General features: G+C 64.0%; 17 protein-coding genes. 3 read left to right on the top strand and 14 right to left on the bottom strand.

The genetic code is table 11. The features are described from left to right. Window positions 1-54: 54 nt before the first annotated feature. Window positions 55-678: an XRE family transcriptional regulator gene (locus tag MVC20_RS02000; RefSeq protein ID WP_297537928.1), complete on the top strand. Its 624-nt coding sequence runs from the start codon at window positions 55-57 to the stop codon at window positions 676-678. A gap of 72 nt (window positions 679-750) precedes the next feature. Here the strand turns inward: MVC20_RS02000 and MVC20_RS01995 are convergent, their stop codons facing one another. Together MVC20_RS01995 and MVC20_RS01990 are read right to left on the bottom strand one after the other, a co-directional pair. Then, complete coding sequence (locus MVC20_RS01995; RefSeq protein WP_297537926.1) at window positions 751-1,011, bottom strand: hypothetical protein; 261 nt, start codon at window positions 1,009-1,011, stop codon at window positions 751-753. Between the two features lie 183 nt (window positions 1,012-1,194). Continuing rightward, the gene (locus MVC20_RS01990) at window positions 1,195-1,605 is read right to left on the bottom strand and encodes a group III truncated hemoglobin (protein WP_297537924.1); all 411 of its coding nucleotides are present in this window, start codon (window positions 1,603-1,605) and stop codon (window positions 1,195-1,197) included. Between the two features lie 284 nt (window positions 1,606-1,889). Between MVC20_RS01990 and ileS the strand changes: the two genes are divergently transcribed. Next, window positions 1,890-4,829, top strand: a complete 2,940-nt coding sequence (ileS, locus tag MVC20_RS01985; RefSeq protein ID WP_297537922.1) for an isoleucine--tRNA ligase — start codon at window positions 1,890-1,892, stop codon at window positions 4,827-4,829. A gap of 51 nt (window positions 4,830-4,880) precedes the next feature. On the opposite strand, the gene MVC20_RS01980 is transcribed toward ileS, so the two are convergent. The 3 genes from MVC20_RS01980 to MVC20_RS01970 form a co-directional block, all read right to left on the bottom strand. Then, on the bottom strand, window positions 4,881-6,044 hold the full coding sequence (locus MVC20_RS01980) for a serine hydrolase (RefSeq protein ID WP_297537920.1): 1,164 nt from the start codon (window positions 6,042-6,044) through the stop codon (window positions 4,881-4,883). A gap of 175 nt (window positions 6,045-6,219) precedes the next feature. Continuing rightward, window positions 6,220-6,900 carry an aminoacyl-tRNA hydrolase gene (gene pth / locus MVC20_RS01975; RefSeq protein ID WP_297537918.1) on the bottom strand — a complete coding sequence of 227 codons (681 nt, stop codon included), beginning with the start codon at window positions 6,898-6,900 and terminating at the stop codon, window positions 6,220-6,222. A 137-nt stretch (window positions 6,901-7,037) separates the two neighbouring features. Beyond that, window positions 7,038-7,661: a 50S ribosomal protein L25/general stress protein Ctc gene (locus MVC20_RS01970; protein WP_297537917.1), complete on the bottom strand. Its 624-nt coding sequence runs from the start codon at window positions 7,659-7,661 to the stop codon at window positions 7,038-7,040. A gap of 164 nt (window positions 7,662-7,825) precedes the next feature. Between MVC20_RS01970 and MVC20_RS01965 the strand changes: the two genes are divergently transcribed. Next, window positions 7,826-8,854, top strand: coding sequence for a hypothetical protein (locus tag MVC20_RS01965; RefSeq protein ID WP_297537916.1), 1,029 nt, complete (start codon window positions 7,826-7,828; stop codon window positions 8,852-8,854). 6 nt (window positions 8,855-8,860) lie between these two features. Here the strand turns inward: MVC20_RS01965 and MVC20_RS01960 are convergent, their stop codons facing one another. The 9 genes from MVC20_RS01960 to zwf all read right to left on the bottom strand — a co-directional run bounded on the left by MVC20_RS01960 (window position 8,861) and on the right by zwf (window position 18,800). Next, window positions 8,861-10,027: an alpha-hydroxy acid oxidase gene (locus tag MVC20_RS01960; RefSeq protein WP_297537915.1), complete on the bottom strand. Its 1,167-nt coding sequence runs from the start codon at window positions 10,025-10,027 to the stop codon at window positions 8,861-8,863. Between the two features lie 54 nt (window positions 10,028-10,081). After that, complete coding sequence (locus tag MVC20_RS01955) at window positions 10,082-11,464, bottom strand: MATE family efflux transporter (protein ID WP_297537914.1); 1,383 nt, start codon at window positions 11,462-11,464, stop codon at window positions 10,082-10,084. Window positions 11,465-11,517: 53 nt separating this feature from the next. Further along, entirely contained in the window at window positions 11,518-12,420 is a 903-nt protein-coding gene (locus tag MVC20_RS01950) for a hypothetical protein (protein ID WP_297537912.1), read from the bottom strand. Next, the gene (locus MVC20_RS01945) at window positions 12,402-13,046 is read right to left on the bottom strand and encodes a DUF1007 family protein (RefSeq protein ID WP_297537910.1); all 645 of its coding nucleotides are present in this window, start codon (window positions 13,044-13,046) and stop codon (window positions 12,402-12,404) included. Before MVC20_RS01945 ends, MVC20_RS01950 begins: the two co-directional genes overlap by 19 nt. Window positions 13,047-13,124: 78 nt before the next feature. Continuing rightward, window positions 13,125-13,883, bottom strand: a complete 759-nt coding sequence (locus MVC20_RS01940) for a TylF/MycF/NovP-related O-methyltransferase (protein ID WP_297537908.1) — start codon at window positions 13,881-13,883, stop codon at window positions 13,125-13,127. Between the two features lie 100 nt (window positions 13,884-13,983). Continuing rightward, a complete protein-coding gene (gene ppk2 / locus MVC20_RS01935; protein ID WP_297537906.1) occupies window positions 13,984-14,922 on the bottom strand; it encodes a polyphosphate kinase 2 in 939 nt (312 codons plus the stop codon). 162 nt (window positions 14,923-15,084) lie between these two features. Continuing rightward, window positions 15,085-16,665: a glucose-6-phosphate isomerase gene (gene pgi, locus MVC20_RS01930; RefSeq protein WP_297537904.1), complete on the bottom strand. Its 1,581-nt coding sequence runs from the start codon at window positions 16,663-16,665 to the stop codon at window positions 15,085-15,087. A 12-nt stretch (window positions 16,666-16,677) separates the two neighbouring features. Continuing rightward, on the bottom strand, window positions 16,678-17,349 hold the full coding sequence (gene pgl / locus MVC20_RS01925) for a 6-phosphogluconolactonase (protein ID WP_297537902.1): 672 nt from the start codon (window positions 17,347-17,349) through the stop codon (window positions 16,678-16,680). Further along, window positions 17,346-18,800, bottom strand: coding sequence for a glucose-6-phosphate dehydrogenase (gene zwf, locus MVC20_RS01920; protein ID WP_297537900.1), 1,455 nt, complete (start codon window positions 18,798-18,800; stop codon window positions 17,346-17,348). The genes pgl and zwf overlap by 4 nt, the downstream gene beginning before the upstream one ends. Between the last annotated feature and the right edge of the window lie 56 nt (window positions 18,801-18,856).

Here is an 18,856-nt window from a genome sequence, read left to right as displayed (position 1 = left end):
GGGCCTCTGGGGACGGTTGCAAGTGGCCTTGCGCTTGGCCTATAGCGTTGGCCTATGACGGATCAAGCCTTGCCCCCTCAGTTGCGCGTCACGCGCGAAACCGGCGCTGACACGGTGCCGGAGCCTCTTGATCTGGGCGTTCGGGTGCGGCAATTGCGCAAGGCGCGGGGCTGGACGCTGGAACAGGCGGCGAAACAGGCGGGGTTGGCGCGCTCGACCCTCTCGAAGATCGAGAATGGCCAGATGTCACCGACCTATGAGGCGCTGAAGAAGCTGGCGCAGGGCTTGGAAATCTCGGTGCCGCAGCTCTTTACCCCGCCGTCGCGCGACCGGATCAACGGGCGCATGGCGGTGACGCGGGTGGGCGAAGGCAGGCCCATGGCGACGGCGACCTATGAGCATGATCTGCTGGCCGATACGCTGAGCCAGAAACGCATGATGCCCTACCGCGCGCGCATCCGCGCCCGCGCGGTCGAGGATTTTGGCGGTTGGGTGCGCCACGATGGCGAGGAATTTCTCTATGTGCTGACCGGGGTGGTGCGGCTCTATACCGAGTTTTACGAGCCCATCGAGATGCGCCGGGGCGATAGCGCCTATTATGATGCCACCATGGGGCATAACGTGATTTCGGTGAGTGCCGAGGATGCGACCGTGCTCTGGGTGACGTCGCTCGACTAAGGCCGCTCGGGCGCAAGTGGCCCGGCCATGCTGGAGGCTCTGGCCGGGCCGTCTGCGCCGTGAGTGTGGTCGTCAATCGACCGGGGCGGCAGGGGTTTGTTGGGATTGCGTGCCGTCGATCACGCTGCTTGGGGCAGAGGCCGGGGCGGTGCTGTTGCCCGTGGTGGACGGGCTGAGCATGCTGAAGGCGATCACCCCGCCCATCAGGATCACCACGACGAGCAGGCCCGCCAGCCCGCCGCGCGCACCCGCGCCGGGATCATGGCCGGGTGGGCCGTAGCGGTTGAGGTCACGGTTGGCTTGTCGGCGAATGTCGTCTTGGGGGGTATACATGGCTGGCTCCTCTCTGACTGCGCTCAGCATAGGCCAGAGGTGGGGCCGCCCCCGAGAGTTTGAAAGCGCGGTTGTGTTTTCCGGCGCTTTGCCGCCATTTTGCGGGGGCGCGCGCGGCGGGTTCCCGCCGTCGGCCGGATATGGCCGCAGGCGGCGCGCGGTTCCGGCAAGGATCGGCCGGGATCAGCGCAGTTTGGGGATGCCGCCGGGAAGGGTGCTGCGATCCACGACGCCCGCGCGCAAAGACCGCCCGATGCGATGCGCCAGCGCCGACCAGGCGGCGGCCTGATCGGGGGAGAGTTCGCGCGCGAGCACCGCATCGAAGAGGGCGAGCCAGGTCGAGAACATGCCCGGCTGCACATTGCGGGCGTTGACATGGGCGGCCATCGGGCTGCCGTCGTAGACGCGTTCATGCAGGATGGAGTTGGCCCAGAAGTCGGCCACCTTGGCCTCGTGCGTGGGCCAGTCGGTGACATGCACCGCGAAGATCGGCCCAAGGCCGGGATGCGCCCGCACGGCGGCGTAGAACGCGGTCACGACCCGCTCGATCTCGGGGCGGGTGATGGGGAAACGAGGGGGCAGGGCGGTGGTCATCGTCCTTATGTGGCGCGGGATGTCGCAAGAGGCAATCCCCCAACGTGGACCCGAAATCTTGAAAAGATTTCGGACCGCTTTCTTTTCAAGAAAGCGGACACCCGCCCTCTGGACGCGTGCCGGGTGCGCGCCTATAAGGCGGGGCATGATGAGACGCAGTGCGATCATTATTCGAATTACATGCCCGGCGCTCTGAGACAATCGAGCTGCCGGGACAAGGCGTATGGGCACCCGCGCCGCCTCTCACCCCCCCAAATTCCAGACCAGTGACAAGGACGCAAACCATGTGCGCCGACACGACCCAGACGCCTGATTACAAAGACACGTTGAACCTGCCTGAGACCGATTTCCCGATGCGCGCCGGATTGCCTGCGCGCGAGCCCGAGTGGCTGGCCCGCTGGGCGCGGATCGGGGTCTATGAGAAGCTGCGCGAGAACGCGGCGGGGCGCAAGCCGTTTACCCTGCATGACGGCCCCCCTTATGCCAACGGGCATCTGCATATCGGGCACGCGCTGAACAAGATCCTCAAGGACATGGTGGTGCGCAGCCAGCAGATGATGGGCCGCGATGCGCGCTATATCCCGGGCTGGGATTGTCACGGTCTGCCGATCGAGTGGAAGATCGAAGAGCAGTACCGCGCCAAGGGCATGGACAAGGACAAGGTGGATGTCGTGGATTTCCGTCAGGAATGCCGAAAGTTCGCCGAGGGCTGGATCGACATTCAGCGCGAGGAATTCAAGCGGCTGGGGATCACCGGCTGTTGGGATCGTCCTTACCTCACCATGGATTTCCGCGCCGAGCGTATCATCGCGGAGGAATTCCAGAAATTCCTGATGACCGGCGTGCTCTATCAGGGGTCGAAGCCCGTGATGTGGTCGCCGATCGAGAAGACCGCGCTGGCCGAGGCGGAGGTGGAGTATCACGACAAGGAAAGTTTCACGGTTTGGGTGAAGTTTGAAGTTGCGGACCCGATTGCAGGTGATGGTGCAAAACTTGAAAACCGCGATCTGGTGGGGGCTTACGTTGTCATTTGGACCACGACCCCATGGACTATGCCTTCAAATAAAGCTGTTGTTTATGGTGAAGGCATTTCCTACGGGCTTTATGAAGTGACGAGCACGCCAGACGAATGCTGGGCAAAAATTGGCGAGAAATTTATCCTCGCTGACACACGCGCGGAGGATGTAATGACCCGAGCGCGGTTGGAAAAGCAGCATTGGAAACGTGTTCGAGACGTCGATCCGACTGTAATTTCTGGTCTCAAGCATCCCCTCGCAGGCGCCGAAGGGTCAAACGGCGAATGGGACGATCTGCGCGATTTCCGCGCGGCCGATTTCGTGAGTGACGAGGAAGGCACCGGATTTGTCCATTGCGCGCCGTCGCATGGGATGGAGGAATTCGAGCTTTACCGTGATCTGGGGATGCTGGAGCAGGTGATCACCTATAATGTGCTCGAAGATGGCTCTTTCCGGCCTGACCTGCCGTTCTTTGGTGGCAAGTTCATCCTTGACCGCAAGGGCAAGGAGGGCAATGCCAACAAGGCGGTGATTGATAAATTGGCCGAGGTGGGCGGGTTGCTGGCGCGCGGCAAGATCAAGCACTCTTACCCGCATAGCTGGCGCTCCAAAGCGCCCGTGATCTATCGCAACACGCCGCAGTGGTTCGCGGCGATTGACCGGGCGGTGGGCGACGGGCAGGACGACTATGGCACCACGATCCGCGAACGTGCGCTGCGTTCGATTGACGAGCTGGTGACATGGACGCCCAAGACCGGGCGCAACCGGCTCTATTCGATGATCGAGGCGCGGCCCGATTGGGTGCTGAGCCGTCAGCGGGCCTGGGGTGTGCCGCTCACCTGTTTTGTGAAGAACGGTGCGCAACCCACGGATTCCGATTACCTTTTGCGGAATGAAGAGGTGAACGCGCGTATCCTTGCGGCCTTTGAGCAAGAGGGCGCGGATGCCTGGTACAAGGAAGGTGCGAAAGAGCGGTTCCTGTCGGGTATCGTCAACCCGGAGGACTGGCGCAAGGTCGATGACATTCTGGATGTGTGGTTCGATTCCGGCTCGACCCATGCCTTTGTGCTGCGCGACCGCGACGACGGGTCCGAGGATGGCCTGGCCGATCTTTACCTCGAGGGCACGGATCAGCATCGCGGCTGGTTCCATTCGTCGATGTTGCAGGCTTGCGGGACGCGCGGGCGCGCGCCCTATCGGGGGGTGCTGACGCATGGCTTTACCCTCGATGAGAAGGGCAACAAGATGTCCAAATCCCTGGGCAACACCGTGGCGCCCGAGGAAGTGGTCAAGCAATATGGCGCGGATATTCTGCGGCTCTGGGTGGCGCAGGCGGATTACACCGCTGACCTGCGGATCGGGCCGGAGATCCTCAAGGGTGTGGCCGATGGTTATCGCCGCCTGCGCAATACGCTGCGGTTCATGCTGGGGGCGCTGGCCCCGTTCAGCGAGACGGACCGGGTGGACCCGGCAGAGATGCCCGAGTTGGAACGCTGGGTGCTGCACCGTCTGGCAGAGCTGGATCACAAGGTGAAGAAAGGCTATGAAACCTATGATTTCCAAGGGGTTTTCCAGCAGATTTTCAACTTCTGCACGCTCGATCTGAGTGCGTTCTATTTCGACATTCGCAAGGATGCGCTCTATTGCGATGGCGATACGCCCCGGCGGCGTGCCGCGCGCACGGTGATGGATCTGTTGTTTCACCGGCTGACCACTTGGCTGGCACCTGTGCTGGTCTTCACCATGGAGGAGGTCTGGCTGTCGCGGTTCCCCGGCGAGGAGAGCTCGATTCACCTCACCGATATTCCCGACACGCCCGCCGATTGGCTCGATGAGCCCTTGGCGGCGAAATGGGCCATGGTGCGGCAGGCGCGGCGCGTGGTCACGGCGGCGCTGGAGGTGCAGCGCACAGACAAGGTGATCGGGGCCAGTCTCGAGGCGGCACCGGTGGTGCATATCCGCGATGCCGAGATGCTTAAGGCGCTGAAATCGGTGGATTTCGCGGATATCTGCATCACGTCGGATCTGATGCTGACCGGCGATCCGCGCCCCGACGAGGCGTTCCGCCTGCCGGAGGTGGACACGGTTGGTGTGGTCTTTGAGCGGGCGGAGGGCGAGAAATGCCAACGCTGCTGGAAGATCCTGCCGGATGTGGGGCAGCACAAGCATCCGGGCACCTGCGGGCGGTGTGACGCGGCCCTGGGGTAAGCCAGGCGTCTACGCCCCGTCCCGGGTCAAGCCCGGGGCGGGGTTTCGGGATCAAAGCGCCCCGGCGATCTGGCGCAGGACCGCGATATTGTCGTGTTTGACGCCGGGTTCGCGAAAGGCGCGGTCGGCGGAGGTGGCGACGATCACCACATCGCGGGCGCGGTCGATGTAGATGTATTGGCCGTAAATGCCGTGGCCGAAGAATTCGCCGGGCCGGGCATCGGCGGGCATCCACCATTGAAAGCCGTATTGCAGATCGCCGGGGGCGGTGGGGGCCGTGGGCGTGGTGGCGGCGCGCATCCAGTCCTCGGGCACCACCTGTTGCCCGTTGTAGCGCCCGAGATTGGCGGCCATCAGGCCAAAGCGCGCATAATCGCGGGTGGTCACGTTGAGACCGCCAAGGGCAAAGGCCACGCCCTCGCCATCGGTCAGGTAATAGGGTTCGGATTCAAAGCCCAAGGGCTGAATGATCTTTTCCGACAGGAGATCTGGCAGGCTGCGTCCGGTCGCGCCGCGCAGGACCATGGCCAGAATATGCGTGTCGATCGAGACATATTTCCAGCGCGCGCCGGGATCCGCATCACGGGCGCTGAGGCCGGCGGCAAAGCCATCCATCGTACCGCCGAGGGCCAGCACGCGGCCCATGCGGTTGATGTCTGAATCGTAGTCGAGATAATCCTCATTGAACGCCACGCCGCTCATCATCAGGAGCACGTTGCGGATCGTGGCCCCGTCATAGGCGCTGCCCGTGAGGCTGGGGGCGTAGCGCGTGACCGGATCGTCGAGCGATTCGATTTGCCCTTCGGCCACGATCACGCCGAAGAGGGCCGAAAGAAAGCTCTTGGCCATTGACCAGCTGATGCGGCGATCTTCGGGCGCGGTGCCCAAATGATAGCTCTCATGCACCACAGCGCCCCGGTGCAGCACCATGAGCGAGGTCACGGTGCGGGTTTTGATCCAATCGTTTGCCACGGTGGGCAGGGTCATGGCCGGACCCTGGGGCAGGGGCGAGACAGGGCCGGTGCCGCGCGGCACGGGCACATGCAGGAAGGCGCGGTCCATATGCGAGAAGTTCTGGACGATGCGGTCCTCGTCAAAGAGGCTGTTGACCGCCCAGAGCCGGGTGATCTGATCGCGTTTCCAGAGACCCACCGCCGCTGCCGCAAGGACCAGAACCACCACGATGCGGGCCAACCATTTAACTGCCTTGCGCATTTTCACCCTCCCATAGTCCCCGGATAGTTGAGCAGGGCCCTCGTGTCGGATCAAGTCTGACGTAGGGGCGTTGTCTAAAGCGTTTCGGCATTTCCCTGAAATGGCGAACGCCTTAAGCCTTTGAGTTGGCCCAATGTCGAACCGAAAAACTCTGTCACCTTTTTCTGGAATTGTTTTAGCGAAACTTGTCCGCGAGCCGTTGCAGGGGCGTGCGGGGATCAGGGGTTGGGTCCGGCGCGGGAGCAGGGCTGCGTTCGGTTTCGACAGGGGCGGGGCGCGGGGGCTTGGGCGGTGTCATGGCCTGTGCCACGGCATTCTGAAAGCGGTCGGGTTTGCCCTGTGCCAGCCATGGCGCGCCCTTGGCGATACCGCGCAGCAGGTCTTCGAGCCAGTCGTTTTCGGATTTCGCGAAATCCTGCAGGACATAGCCCGCCACGCGATCCTTGTGCCCCGGATGGCCGATGCCGAGCCGCACGCGGGCGTAAGCCTCGCCGAGATGCTGATGGATCGAGCGCAACCCGTTGTGGCCGGCGTGCCCGCCACCTGTCTTGCAGCGCAGCTTGCCGGGGGCGAGGTCCAATTCGTCGTGAAAGACGGTGACATCGGCGGGGGTGAGTTTGTAGAAGCGCAGCGCCTCGCCCACGGATTGACCGCTGAGGTTCATGAAGGTCATGGGCTTGAGCAGGAGGACGCGCGTGCCGCCCAATGTGCCCTCAGAGATCATGCCCTGAAACTTGGACCGCCAAGGGCCAAAGCCGTGATCCTCGGCGATGCGGTCGAGCGCCATGAAGCCGATGTTGTGGCGGTTCCGCTCGTATTTCGCGCCCGGATTTCCGAGACCTACAAAGAGCTGCATGGGTGGTGCCCCCGATCCTGAATGGGTGACGGTCTAGGGGTTTGGGGGCCGGGAATCAACAGGCTGCGCGGTGCCAAAAGAAAACGCGGCCCCGATTGGGGGCCGCGCTGCATCGGGTCGGGTCTGATCCGGCGGGATCAGTCCTCTTCGCCCTCTTCTTCCTCGTCGTCGCCCTGCGAGCGCAGTGCGGAGGGGGCGGAGATGTTGCAGATCACGAAGTCGCGGTCCTTGATCACCGGCTCGGAGCCTTCGGGCAGATCAACCATCGAAATCGTGACCACGTCGCCGATTTTCTCGACCTTCGAGAGGTCCACGGTCACGTGATCGGGGATGTCACCGGCGAGCACGTTGAGTTCGACCTCGGGGCGCACGACGGTCAGCACGCCGCCCTTGCGCAGGGCCTTGCACTGGTCCGCATTGATGAAGTCAACGTGAATGAACAGGTTGATCCGGGTGGTGCGGCGCAGGCGCATCAGGTCGATATGGGTCGGCAGATCCTTGACCACGTCGCGCTGAACGTCGCGGCAGATCACACGCACATCGTCATGGCCTTCGACCTGAAGGTTGAAGAGCGTCGACTTGAAGCGGCCCTTCTTGAGGCGCTTGAGCAGTGCGTTGAACGGAATGTTGATCGCCAGCGGTTCTTTGTCGCCACCGAACACCACACCCGGAACCATACCCGCACGACGGGCTGCGCGAGCGGCGCCCTTGCCCGTCCCCGCGCGTTCCTGGGCTTGAAGATCAGGAATTTCTCCAGCCATTTAATTTCTCCATAGGTTAGGGCGGGGCTCCTCCAAGGCTGTAGTCCCCGCGTGAAGTTGCGCCAATAGCCGGGTTTTGGGGAATTGAAAAGCGGAATCTTGTTGCCGGGGCGGGAGGCGTGACCTATCCGTCGGTCCCGTGACGCAAGAGGAGCCTGATCAAGATGCCACGCCGCGTTTTCCTGCATGTCGGCATGCCCAAATGCGCAACCACGACGATACAGGCGGCGTTGCTGGAACAGCAAGAGGCGCTGCGCGGGCTGGGGATCGCCTATGACATGCCGGAAGGGCCAGCAGCGGAGGGGCAGGGCAATGCCGCGCGTCTGGCGATTTCGATCTTGCGGGACAGGGAGGAGGCCATCGAGGAGGCGCTTGATTTTTTCTCGCGCGGTGCGGGCGATGTGGTGCTGAGTTCGGAAGCCTTCGCGGCGCTCTTCAAGTCGGCGGCGGCGATCAGGTTTGTCGAAGCCTTGCAGGGGCGGGGATTCAAGGTTTCGGTCATTGCGCTGTTTCGCAGGCAGGATCATTGGCTCGAGTCCGATTTCAAGCAGCATGTCAAAGGTTCCCGCACATGGAACGGCAGCATCTTGGAGTTGTTGGAGAAGCGCACGCAGCAGGATGTGCTGAACTATGCGCTCTTCACGCTCTATTGGGGGAAATATGTCGGGCGGGACCAGGTGTTTACCAAGGTGATCCGGCCTGGCGGCGCGCGGCGGGATCCGGTCAATTTCGTGTTGGAGCAGATCGGTGCCAAGAGTCTCTGCTATGCGGAGGGCGATACGGTGCCGACCGCCAATGTCAGCCCGCCCACGGGGCTGATCGAGCCTGCGCGGCTGCTGAAATGCGAGATGATGGAGGCCGGGGCCTCTGCCGCTGAGGTGGACGTTGCCCTCGATCGTTTCTTTTCGGAAGCGCCGGGGCTGGTCGAAGTGCCGAAGCGGCGATTTTTGATGCCCCATGTCCTGCGGCAGGAGGTGGTGGACCGCTGGAAGGGCAGCAATCACGATTTGGAACGGCGGGCGGGGCATCAGGGGGTTTTTGATGTCGAGGTGGCACAGGATGCCGCGTCGGAGGTGCCATTGGAGGAAGAGGCGCGCGCCGTGCTTGCGGCGTGGCAGGCGGTGAAAGGCGTTGCGCCCGCACCGAAGGTGCAGGCGCGGGGCGGGCTTTTGCGGCGGCTTTTGGGGCGCTGAGGCGCCTCACTCCATCCAGCGACCGGCGAAATCCTCGGGCACCATCAGGATGTCGCGGTCCAGCGTTTTCACATCGCGACGCCCGCAGAGGCCCATGGTGCTGTCGAGCTCCTTGTGGATCACCTCCAGCGCGCGGGTGACGCCCGCCTCGCCCATGGCCCCCAGACCGTAGACGAAGGCCCGCCCGATATAGGTGCCCTTGGCCCCCATCGCCAAAGCCTTGAGCACGTCCTGACCCGAGCGGATGCCGCTATCAAGATGCACCTCGATCTTGTCACCCACGGCATCCACGATGGCGGGAAGGGCGCGGATGGCCGAGAGCGCGCCGTCAAGCTGCCGGCCGCCGTGGTTCGACACGATGATGGCATCGGCCCCGACATTCAGCGCCTCGCGCGCATCGCGCGGGTCCATGATTCCCTTGATGATGAGCGGGCCGTCCCACATCTTGCGGAATTGGCGGATGCGGTCCCAATCGAGCGCCTGATCAAAGGCCTCTGCCGTCCATGTGCTGAGCGAGGAGGGATCGGTGACACCCTTGGCATGGCCCACGATATTGCCGAAGAACCGGCGCTTGGTTCCCAGCATGCCCAGGCCCCACTGCACCTTGGTCATCATGTTGGCGATGCTTTTCGGCGTCAGTTTGGGCGGGGCGGAGAGGCCATTCTTGAGGTCCTTGTGGCGCTGCCCCAGCATTTGCAGGTCGACCGTGATCATCGCCGCCGAACATTTGGCATCGCGCGCTCGGTCAAAGAGGCGCTGCATGAAGTCGTCGTCCTTGAGCGTATAGACCTGCATCCAGAAGGGTTTGGTGGTGTTCTCGGCCACATCCTCGATCGAGCAGATCGACATGGTGGAGAGGGTGAAGGGCACGCCGAATTTCTCGGCGGCGCGGGCGGCCTTGATCTCGCCATCCGCGTGCTGCATGCCGGTCAGGCCGACGGGGGCGAGGCCCACGGGCATCGCCACATCCTGTCCGATCATCCGGGTCGCGGTGCTGCGCCCGGTCATGTCGATGGCGACACGCTGGCGCAGGTAGATCTTGTCGAAATCGGTGGTGTTCTCGCGGAAGGTCTGTTCGGTCCAACTGCCGGATTCGGCATAGTCGTAGAACATCTTGGGGACGCGGCGGCGGTAAATCTGTTTGAGATCGGCGATATTGGTGATGACGGGCATGGCGTCCTCCGAAATTGGTTAGTTTCCTTTACCAACGGACGCGGGTCCGCGCAATCACCCCTGTTGCCGCATGTGGGGGGCTTGTGCAGGGATGGCGCGCACCGACCAGCCCCAGAACCGCACCAGCATGAACACCCCCGCCAGTGCCAGCCCGGACGCCAGGCCAAGCCAGATGCCGGGGCCGCCCAAGCCAAGGGTGAAGCCCAAAAGGTAGCTCACGGGCACGCCGACCGCCCAATAGCTGAGGGCGGCGATGACCATGGGCACGCGGGTATCCTGCACGCCGCGCAAGAGGCCGAGCGCCTGCACCTGCGCGGCGTCGACCAGTTGAAAAAGGGCCGCGGCGGCGAGGAGTTGGCGGCCAATGGCGATGACCTCGTCCCGGTCGGGATCGTCGGGGGCCAGGAACAGCCCGACCAGCGGGTCGGGCAGGAGCAGAAGCAGGGCCATGGTCGCCAGCGCCACGGTGGCCGAGAGGCCAAGCACCACGCGGGCGCCGTCGCGCAAGGACGCGCCATCGCCGCGCCCATGCGCCTGTCCCGCGCGCACGGTGGCGACGTTCGAGAGCCCGAGGTGGATCATGAAGATGACCGAGGTGATCTGCATGCCGATGCCATGGGCGGCCAGGGACAGTGTGCCGAGCCAGCCCATCATGATCGAGGCCGCGGCGAAAAGGCCCACTTCGGCCAGATTGGTCAGGCCAATGGGCCAGCCCAAGCGAAAGACGCGGCCCAATGCCTCGGGGTCGGGACGCCAGAAGCGTTGGAAAAGCCCGTGTTCCGGGGCAGAGCGGTGGACATAGATCGCGAGGGCAAGAAAAGAGGCGAGATTGACCGCGAGCGAGGCAATGGCCGCGCCGCGCACGCCCAATTCGGGAAAGCCCGCCTGTCCGAAGATGAGCAGATAATTGAGGCCCGCGTTGAGCGCCACGGCACCCAGCGTCACCCAGAGCACCACGGCGGTGCGCTCGAGCGCGGCAAGATAGGATTTGAGCACCATCACCATGAGCGCGGGCAGGATGCCAAGCCCCGCGATTTCGAGGTAATCGGCGGCAAGGGCGGCGGTGGCGGGCTCTTGGCCCATGCGGTCAAAAACCGCGCCGGAGCCCAGCATCAGGGGCAGGGTGGCCAAGCCGAAGAGGATCGAGGCCCAGAGACCCATGCGGGTGACGCGGCGCACTTGGGTGGTTGCGCCCGAGGCCTGCGCGGAGGCCACCATCGGCATCACCGCCCAGGCAAAGCCTGAGCCCATGATGAAGAGGACAAAGAACATGGTGCCGCCCAGCACTTCGGCGGCCAGCGCCTCGACCGAATACCAGCCGAGCATGAGCGCATCGGTGAAGGTGATGGCGAATTGCGCCACGTGGCTGCCGATGAGCGGCAGTCCAAGCCCCAGCACCGCGCGGGCATGTTGGCGATATGTGAGGCGGGGTTGCATGGGATCGGGGTTAGACGGGGGGCGCGTGGGGCGCAACCCTCGTCAGAGCGCGCTCAGCATGAGATGTGTCGCGAGAGTGCCGCAATGATCACGCCCGCCGCGATTTCGAAAAGGGGCAGGGCGCGGGCGGTGTCGCCTGTGGCGAGGCGCGCCAGCGCGCCCTCGCGCAGGGTGACGGAGGCAAGTGCCACGGCAAGGGTGACGCTGGCCGTGCCAAGGCCCATGGCGAAGGCCCCAAGGATGCCTGCCAGATCCAGCCCCATGCGCCATGTGAGGATCAAAAGAAAGAGCGCGCCGGTGCAAGGCCGGATGGCCACGGCCCCGATCAGGGCAGCGGCATCACGCCAGGTGGTGACAGCCTCGGCCTCGGCCAGGGTTGGCCCGTGTTTGTGACCGCAAGAGGCGCAGGGGGCGTCGTGGTCGTGGTGGTGATGGTGATGATGAGGGGGCGGGACGGGGCGGTTCTGCCGCCAGCGGCGCAGGCCGCGTATTGCCAGCCAGAGCCCCACGAGCGCGATGGCGGCGAAACTCGCGGGGGCCATGATGTCCTCGGCCAGATCGGTCATGTGCTGGCGGGTGAGGTCAAACACGAAGATGCCGGCATAGACCAGCAGCACCGCCGCCGCCGCCTGCGCAAAGCTGGAGGCCAGCGCCAAAAGGGACAGGCGCAGCGCGCTCACGCGTGCGGCCATGCCGTAGCCACCGATCAGGAGTTTGCCATGCCCCGGCCCCGCCGCGTGAAAGAAGCCATAGGCAAAGCAGAGGCCCATCAGCCCGGCCAAGGCCCCGGGTTCGCCCGCACGCAGGGCGCGCAGGAGGCGGGCCATGGCCTGTTGTGTTTCAGCCTGTCCGGCGCGCGCCCAGGCGGATACCTGCGCGGCCCCGCCAAAACCCCAAAGCCAGATCACAAGAGCGGCAAGGGCAAGGGCCGCGAGGCTCAGGATGGGGCGGCGCATGTGACCGAAAGGCTCTCGGAGAAAAGATTGCCGATTTCGACGCCGGTATATTGGTCCTCGGCGGTCAACTCGCTGAGCATCTGGCGGAACTGCTCCTGACTTTCGTCAAGGTCGGGTTCGGTGATCGTGTAGACGCAGCCCTTGGGCAGGGTGATCGGACCGGCAAGGCTATGGGCCACGTAATAGGTGGGATCGTAGGCCTCGATGCGCAGTCCCTCGGCCTTGACAGGCCCAAAGCTGCGGGTGTGGGTGGCGATGATGCGGCCATTCGTAAGGGCAATGCCGGTCGGAATGGGGTGATCCAGAGCAATCTTGGTCTCGCCCTGATACATGTAGAGATCGCCCTCGAACCCCTCGGGCCATTCGACCAGATCAAAGCCCTTGAGCTTGTCCAGTTCCGCCTCGGTCAGCGTGCCGTCGCCATCGGGATCAAGGCCCATGTCGGTGAGGATCAGAAGGGAAAAGAAATCGTCATAGCTCCATGTCACCTCGACCTCGGTCAGGTGCCCTTGGGCGTCGGCGGTGAAGCGCAGGGCGACATCGACAAAGACATGCGGATGCGCGCCCATGGGGGCGGCGGGCAGGCAGAGGGCGGTGGCAAGGGCCATGGGAATGAGCGGCTTCATGCCGTCAGACTTAGGCGCAGGGACCGCGCGCCGCAAGGCGCGTTTGACGTGGGCGCGCGCGCCCGCGCGAAAGCTCGCTCAGGCCTTGATCACGATGGATTGCCCGCTGGTCAGCGAGAGGACATTCTCGGGCTTGTCGGCGAAAAATTCGTCGATCGCCTTTTTCGCGCCGGGGCAATCGCCAGAGCCGTAATCGTCGCAGATCATGACACCGCCCGGTTTGACCCGAGGATAGAAGAATTCGACCGAGGCCAGCGTCGGTTCGTAAAGGTCCACATCGACATGGACGAGCGAGAATTCCTGATCCGCGACATCGGGGAAGCGGTCGGGAATCCAGCCCTTGTGCAAGTCGACCCGGTCGCCGAAGGCACTGAGATTCTGGCGCACGATGTCCTGGGGAACAGCCAGATCGCCCTTGGACCATTCGGATTTGCCACCCGATTGCACATCGGCGTCGCTGGGTTCCGACAGACCCTGAAAGGAATCGAAGATATGCAGGCGCTTGGTGCTCTGCGCGCCCGCGCCGGTCAGCAGGAAAACCGAGGATTTGCCGTAACGCACACCACATTCGGCGAAATTGCCTGGAATGTTGCGCACCATGCGGGCGGAGGTCATCAGCGTGAAGCAGCGGTCATAGGGGCTGCCTTCGATGCCGCGCGCCTCGACCATGTCACGGGCGGCGAGAAACTCGGGGTCGGTGAGCCAGATCAGGTGCGGCTTGTACACCTCGTAGCGCTGCCGCGAGGCCAGACGCTTGGCCAGCTTGTAGTGACCGCGCCGATATTTTTCGCGTCCGAAAAGAAGCCCGCCGAGCGAGTCGAGTGCCTTGAGTATCACGGATTGCCCCCTGTCTGACGCCGCAGGCCGACCTGCTGGCCGCGCCTGCGGGTTCTTGGCCCAGACCGGGGCACCGCGTCAAGGGGCGCGTATACGGGCCCTAGCGGGTCTTGCGGTCCTCGGGATGCAGGGATTTGCCCAGAATATGGTCGGTCTTGTGCAGCACATGCTGCGCGGTCGAGACGATCAGCGGATCGGGTGCATGGGCGATATGGCGATCCTTGCCGGGGTAGTCGAGCGAGTTGAGAAAATGCCGCATGCAGTTGAGGCGCGCGCGTTTCTTGTCATCGGATTTGACCACGGTCCAGGGCGCGTCGGCCGTGTCGGTATAAAAGAACATGGCCTCTTTCGCCTCGGTGTAATCGTCCCATTTATCAAGGCTGGCCTTGTCGATGGGGCTGAGTTTCCATTGCTTGAGAGGATCGGTTTCGCGGCTGGCAAAGCGGGCGCGCTGTTCGCCTTGGGTGACGGAGAACCAGTATTTGTAGAGCCTGATACCCGAGCGCACGAGCATCCGCTCCAGTTCCGGCGTCTCGCGCATGAATTCGAGATATTCATGCGGCTCGCAGAAGCCCATCACCCGCTCGACGCCCGCGCGATTATACCACGAGCGGTCATAGAGCACCATTTCCCCCGAGGTGGGCAGGTGTTGGACATAGCGTTGAAAATACCACTGGCCGCGTTCCTGGTCGGTGGGTTTGTTGAGCGCCACGACCCGCGCGGTGCGAGGGTTCAGATGTTCGGTGAAGCGTTTGATCGTGCCGCCCTTGCCGGCCGCATCGCGTCCCTCGAAGATCAGCACGAATTTCTGTCCGGTCTCTTGCGCCCAAAGCTGCACCTTGAGCAATTCGGCCTGAAGATGCGCCTTCTGCGTCTCGTAGCTGCGGCGGCCCATGCGGGTTTCGTAAGGGTAATCGCCATTCTCAAAGGCGTGACGCAGCGAGTTGGGATCGGTCTGGGCGGGTGCGGACGCGGATGACCCAACCGGGGGCGCGGGGGCTGCACCGTCGACCGGCAGGTCAGGCGGGGTATCGGTCATCACCGGAGTTCCGGATGTGGGAAGGGGGGAGAGAGGGGATTCGCTCATACGGCACTCCGGGCTGGTCTATTGATCACTCCGGAAATGATATTTGAACTTTTTGTGACGGGCTTTGAGCGAGGTCAAGTTCGTGCGGAATGCGCCTCGGGTGTTGTTCTTGCGTCAGACCCCGGCTGCGCGGGCAAAGGCCACGAGGGCGGCGGTTGATCCGTCGCGGGTGAGGGTGGCGTCGCCGGTCAGCATGGCATCGACATCAACCGCCAGCACCTTGCCCAGTTCCACCCCCCATTGATCGAAGGAGTTGATCCCGAGGATCACGCCTTCGACGAACACGCGATGTTCATAGAGGGCGATGATCTGGCCCAGTCGGCGCGGGGTGAGCCGGTCATAGATCAGCGTTGTCGAGGGGCGGTTGCCGGGAAAGACCCGGTGGGCCGCCTGCCGCTCAAGCTCGGGGCCGGTGTAGCCTGCGTCGCGCATCAGCGCGCGCGCTTCGTCCAGCGAACGGCCGCGCAAGAGCGCCTTGGATTGCGCCAGGCAATTGGCCACCAGCAGGCGGTGATGATGTGCAAGTTCCGGTTCGTGCCCGGTTGCGGCCACGAGGAATTCGCAGGGGATCACGGCGGTGCCCTGATGGATCAACTGGTAAAAGGCGTGTTGGCCGTTGGTTCCCGGCTCGCCCCAGACGACGGGACCGGAGGGGCGGCCGAGCGCGGCGCCGGACATGCTGACACGTTTGCCGTTCGATTCCATTTCGAGCTGTTGCAGATAGGCGGGCAGGCGCGCGAGACGCTGGTCATAGGGCAGCACGGCGCGGGTGCCGTGGCCCATGCCCTGATGGTGCCAGATGCCGATGAGGCCAAGCAGGAGCGGCATGTTGTCGAGTGGCTCAGCGGTCTGGAAATGCTGGTCCATCGCTTCGGCCCCGCGCAGGAACTCCTCGAACCGCTCGGGCCCGATGGCGATCATCAGCGGCAGGCCGATGGGCCCCCAGACGGAATAGCGCCCGCCGATGTAATCGCCAAAGCCAAAGACGCGGGACGCGTCGATGCCCCAATCCGCAGCTTTGCCCGCGGCAGAGGACACGGCGGCGAATTGCGGCCCCGGATTGACCCCGGCGTGGGTCATCCAGGCCTGTGCCGTGGCGGCATTCGTCATGGTCTCGATGGTGGTGAAGGTCTTGGACGCGACGATCACAAGGGTGGTGGCCGGGTTCAGCCCCGCCAGCGTGTCAGAGATGTCGGCGCCGTCCACGTTCGAGACGAAATGGCAGCGCGGACCGTCGTGATAGGGGCGTAGCGCGCGTACCGCCATTTCCGGGCCAAGATGCGAGCCGCCGATGCCGATGTTGACCACATCGGTGATGGGACCGCGCCGGATGCTGTCGGCAAAGCGGGCCATGCGGCTGCGGGTTTCGGTGATCTCGGGCATGATGTCCTGGCCTGCGACCCGGACCGGGCCGCCCGAGAGGTTGCGCAGGGCCGTGTGCAGCACCGGGCGATCCTCGGTCTCGTTGATGGCTTCGCCTGCGAACATCGCGGCGCGGCGGGGGGCGACGCCTGCGGTCTCGGCAAGTTCCAGGAGTGCCGCACGCGCGGGCGCGGTCAGGGCGGTCTTGGAATAGTCAAAGAGCATGCCGTCGAAGCGGGTCGAAAAGGCCGTGGCGCGTGTGGGATCGCTGAACAACCCTGTGATGTCGATGTCGCGCGCCGCTCGGGCGCTCTCTTCAACCGCTGACCACATTCTCAAATCCTCTTAGGGGCACCAATGCACTGTGGCTCCCGCTAGCACGGCGGCAATCGGGGCCTCAAGGGGGCGCATATGCTGGGCGCGTTCCAACGCCGCCCGTTTTTGCGCGCCGGTGATGACGATATGCTTGCACAGCGCACCATCCAGCAGCCGCGCCGAGAGCGTGACGCGCGGCTCTTCCAGCCCCGGGGCACGCATCGGCACGAGGATCGGCGCATCCTCGGCCAAGGCGTCTGTCAGGCGATCCGCGCCGGGAAAGAGCGAGGCGGTGTGCATGTCTGCCCCCATGCCCAGAAGGCAGACATCAATCGGCAGGGCGGGGGCGATGTTGGTTTCCAACTCGGCCAGCACGGCCTCGGGTTCCGGGGATTTGGCGTAGAGTGGCAGGTAGCGCGCCGCCGCCGCGCGGTCGCGCAAGAGGCGCTCGCGCAGGAGGCGGGTGTTGGAGCGCAGATGCACCTCGGGGCGCCAGCGTTCATCCGAAAGCAGGATGTCAACCCGGTGCCAGTCGAGATCGAGGCCGCAGAGCCCGTCGAAGATCGGCCCAGGCGTGGTGCCGCCCGGCACGACGAAGAGCACGCGGTCGCGGCTGCGCAGGGCGTTGCGCAGGTCTGACGAGAGAACATCGACAAGCCCCATCGCGAGCATTTCGTCGTCTGCGTAATCCACAAAGGTCATGGTCGTATCTCCCGCCAGCGGCGTCCATCACGGTGCATGAGCATCAGCGCGTCATCCGGCCCCGCAGAACCCGTGGCATAAGGCAGGGGGGCTGCGCCCTCGTCCTCCCAATCGGCGATGATGGGATCCGTCCAGGCCCAGGCCGCTTCGACCTCGTCGCCGCGCATGAACAGGGTCTGGTTGCCGCGGATCACATCCATGATGAGCCGCTCGTAGGCATCGGGAAAATCCGCCTCTTCCGGCCCCAGTGCCTCGGCGAAGGTCATGTCGAGGGGCACGTCAATGAGGCGCATGCCGCCCGGCCCCGGTTCCTTGATCGTGACGCCCAGTTCGATCCCCTCGTTGGGTTGCAGGCGAATGGTGAGGATATTGCGGTGCCGCCCGGCATCGGCGCCAAAGATCGAATGGGGCGCATCCTTGAACACCACGGCGATTTCGCTCGCACGGTCGCGCAGGCGTTTGCCGGTGCGCAGGTAAAACGGCGTGCCCGCCCAGCGCCAGTTGGAAATATGCGCCTTCAGGGCCACGAAGCTCTCGGTCGTGCTGTCGCGGTTGCCCACCTGATTGCGATAGCCGGGTTGGGTGCCGTCGCCCTCATACTGCCCGCGCACGACATTGCCCCGCGCCACCGGATCGAGCGCGCGGATGACCTTGAGTTTCTCGTCGCGCACGGCATCGGGTTCGAATTTGGCGGGAGGTTCCATCGCGATGAGGCACAAGAGCTGCATCATGTGGTTTTGCACCATGTCGCGCATGGCACCGGATTTGTCATAGTAATCGCCGCGCCCGCCCACGCCCACGGATTCCGCCACGGTGATCTGGATGTGATCGACATATTGGCTGTTCCAGAGCGGTTCGAAGAGGACGTTGCCAAAGCGGATCGCCATCAGGTTCTGAACCGTCTCCTTGCCGAGATAATGGTCGATCCGGTAAATCTGGCCCTCGGTAAAGTGCCGCGCCAGGGTGCTGTTGAGGTCGCGCGCGGTGCCCAGATCGCGGCCAAACGGCTTTTCCACCACGATGCGGCTGAGATCGTCGGCCATGCCGTGTTTGTGCAGGCGTTTGGCCAGATCACCAAAGAGCGCGGGTGCCACCGAGAAGTAGAAGGCGCGGATGCGGTCGGGGCGCATGAGAGCGGCCAGAGGCTCCCAGCCTTCGGTGCCGCGCGCGTCGAGCGTGACGAAATCGAGCAGGCCGAGAAAGGCGTTGAGGTCTTTCTTGCGGGCCGATTCCTCGCCGCCGAATTCGGTGATGGCGGCGCGCGCCATGGCGCGATAGCCATCGGCGTCCATATCGCTGCGCGCGGCCCCGATCAGGCGCACATCGCCTTCGATCTGACCGGCGACAAAGCGCCGAAAGAGGGCCGGCAGTATCTTGCGCCGCGCCAGATCGCCGGTGCCGCCAAATATCACCAGATCGAAGGGATCGACCGGGATCACCCGAGAGGCCATGGCCTGTCTCCTTTGCTCGTCAATCGCCTGTTTTTCCGGCGCAACCCTTGCCCCTG

The organism is Roseovarius sp., from assembly GCF_027019125.1.
GTDB lineage: Bacteria > Pseudomonadota > Alphaproteobacteria > Rhodobacterales > Rhodobacteraceae > Roseovarius.
The sequence above is the reverse complement of the archived record's forward strand: the minus strand, read 5'-3'. Positions and strand labels throughout refer to the sequence as shown.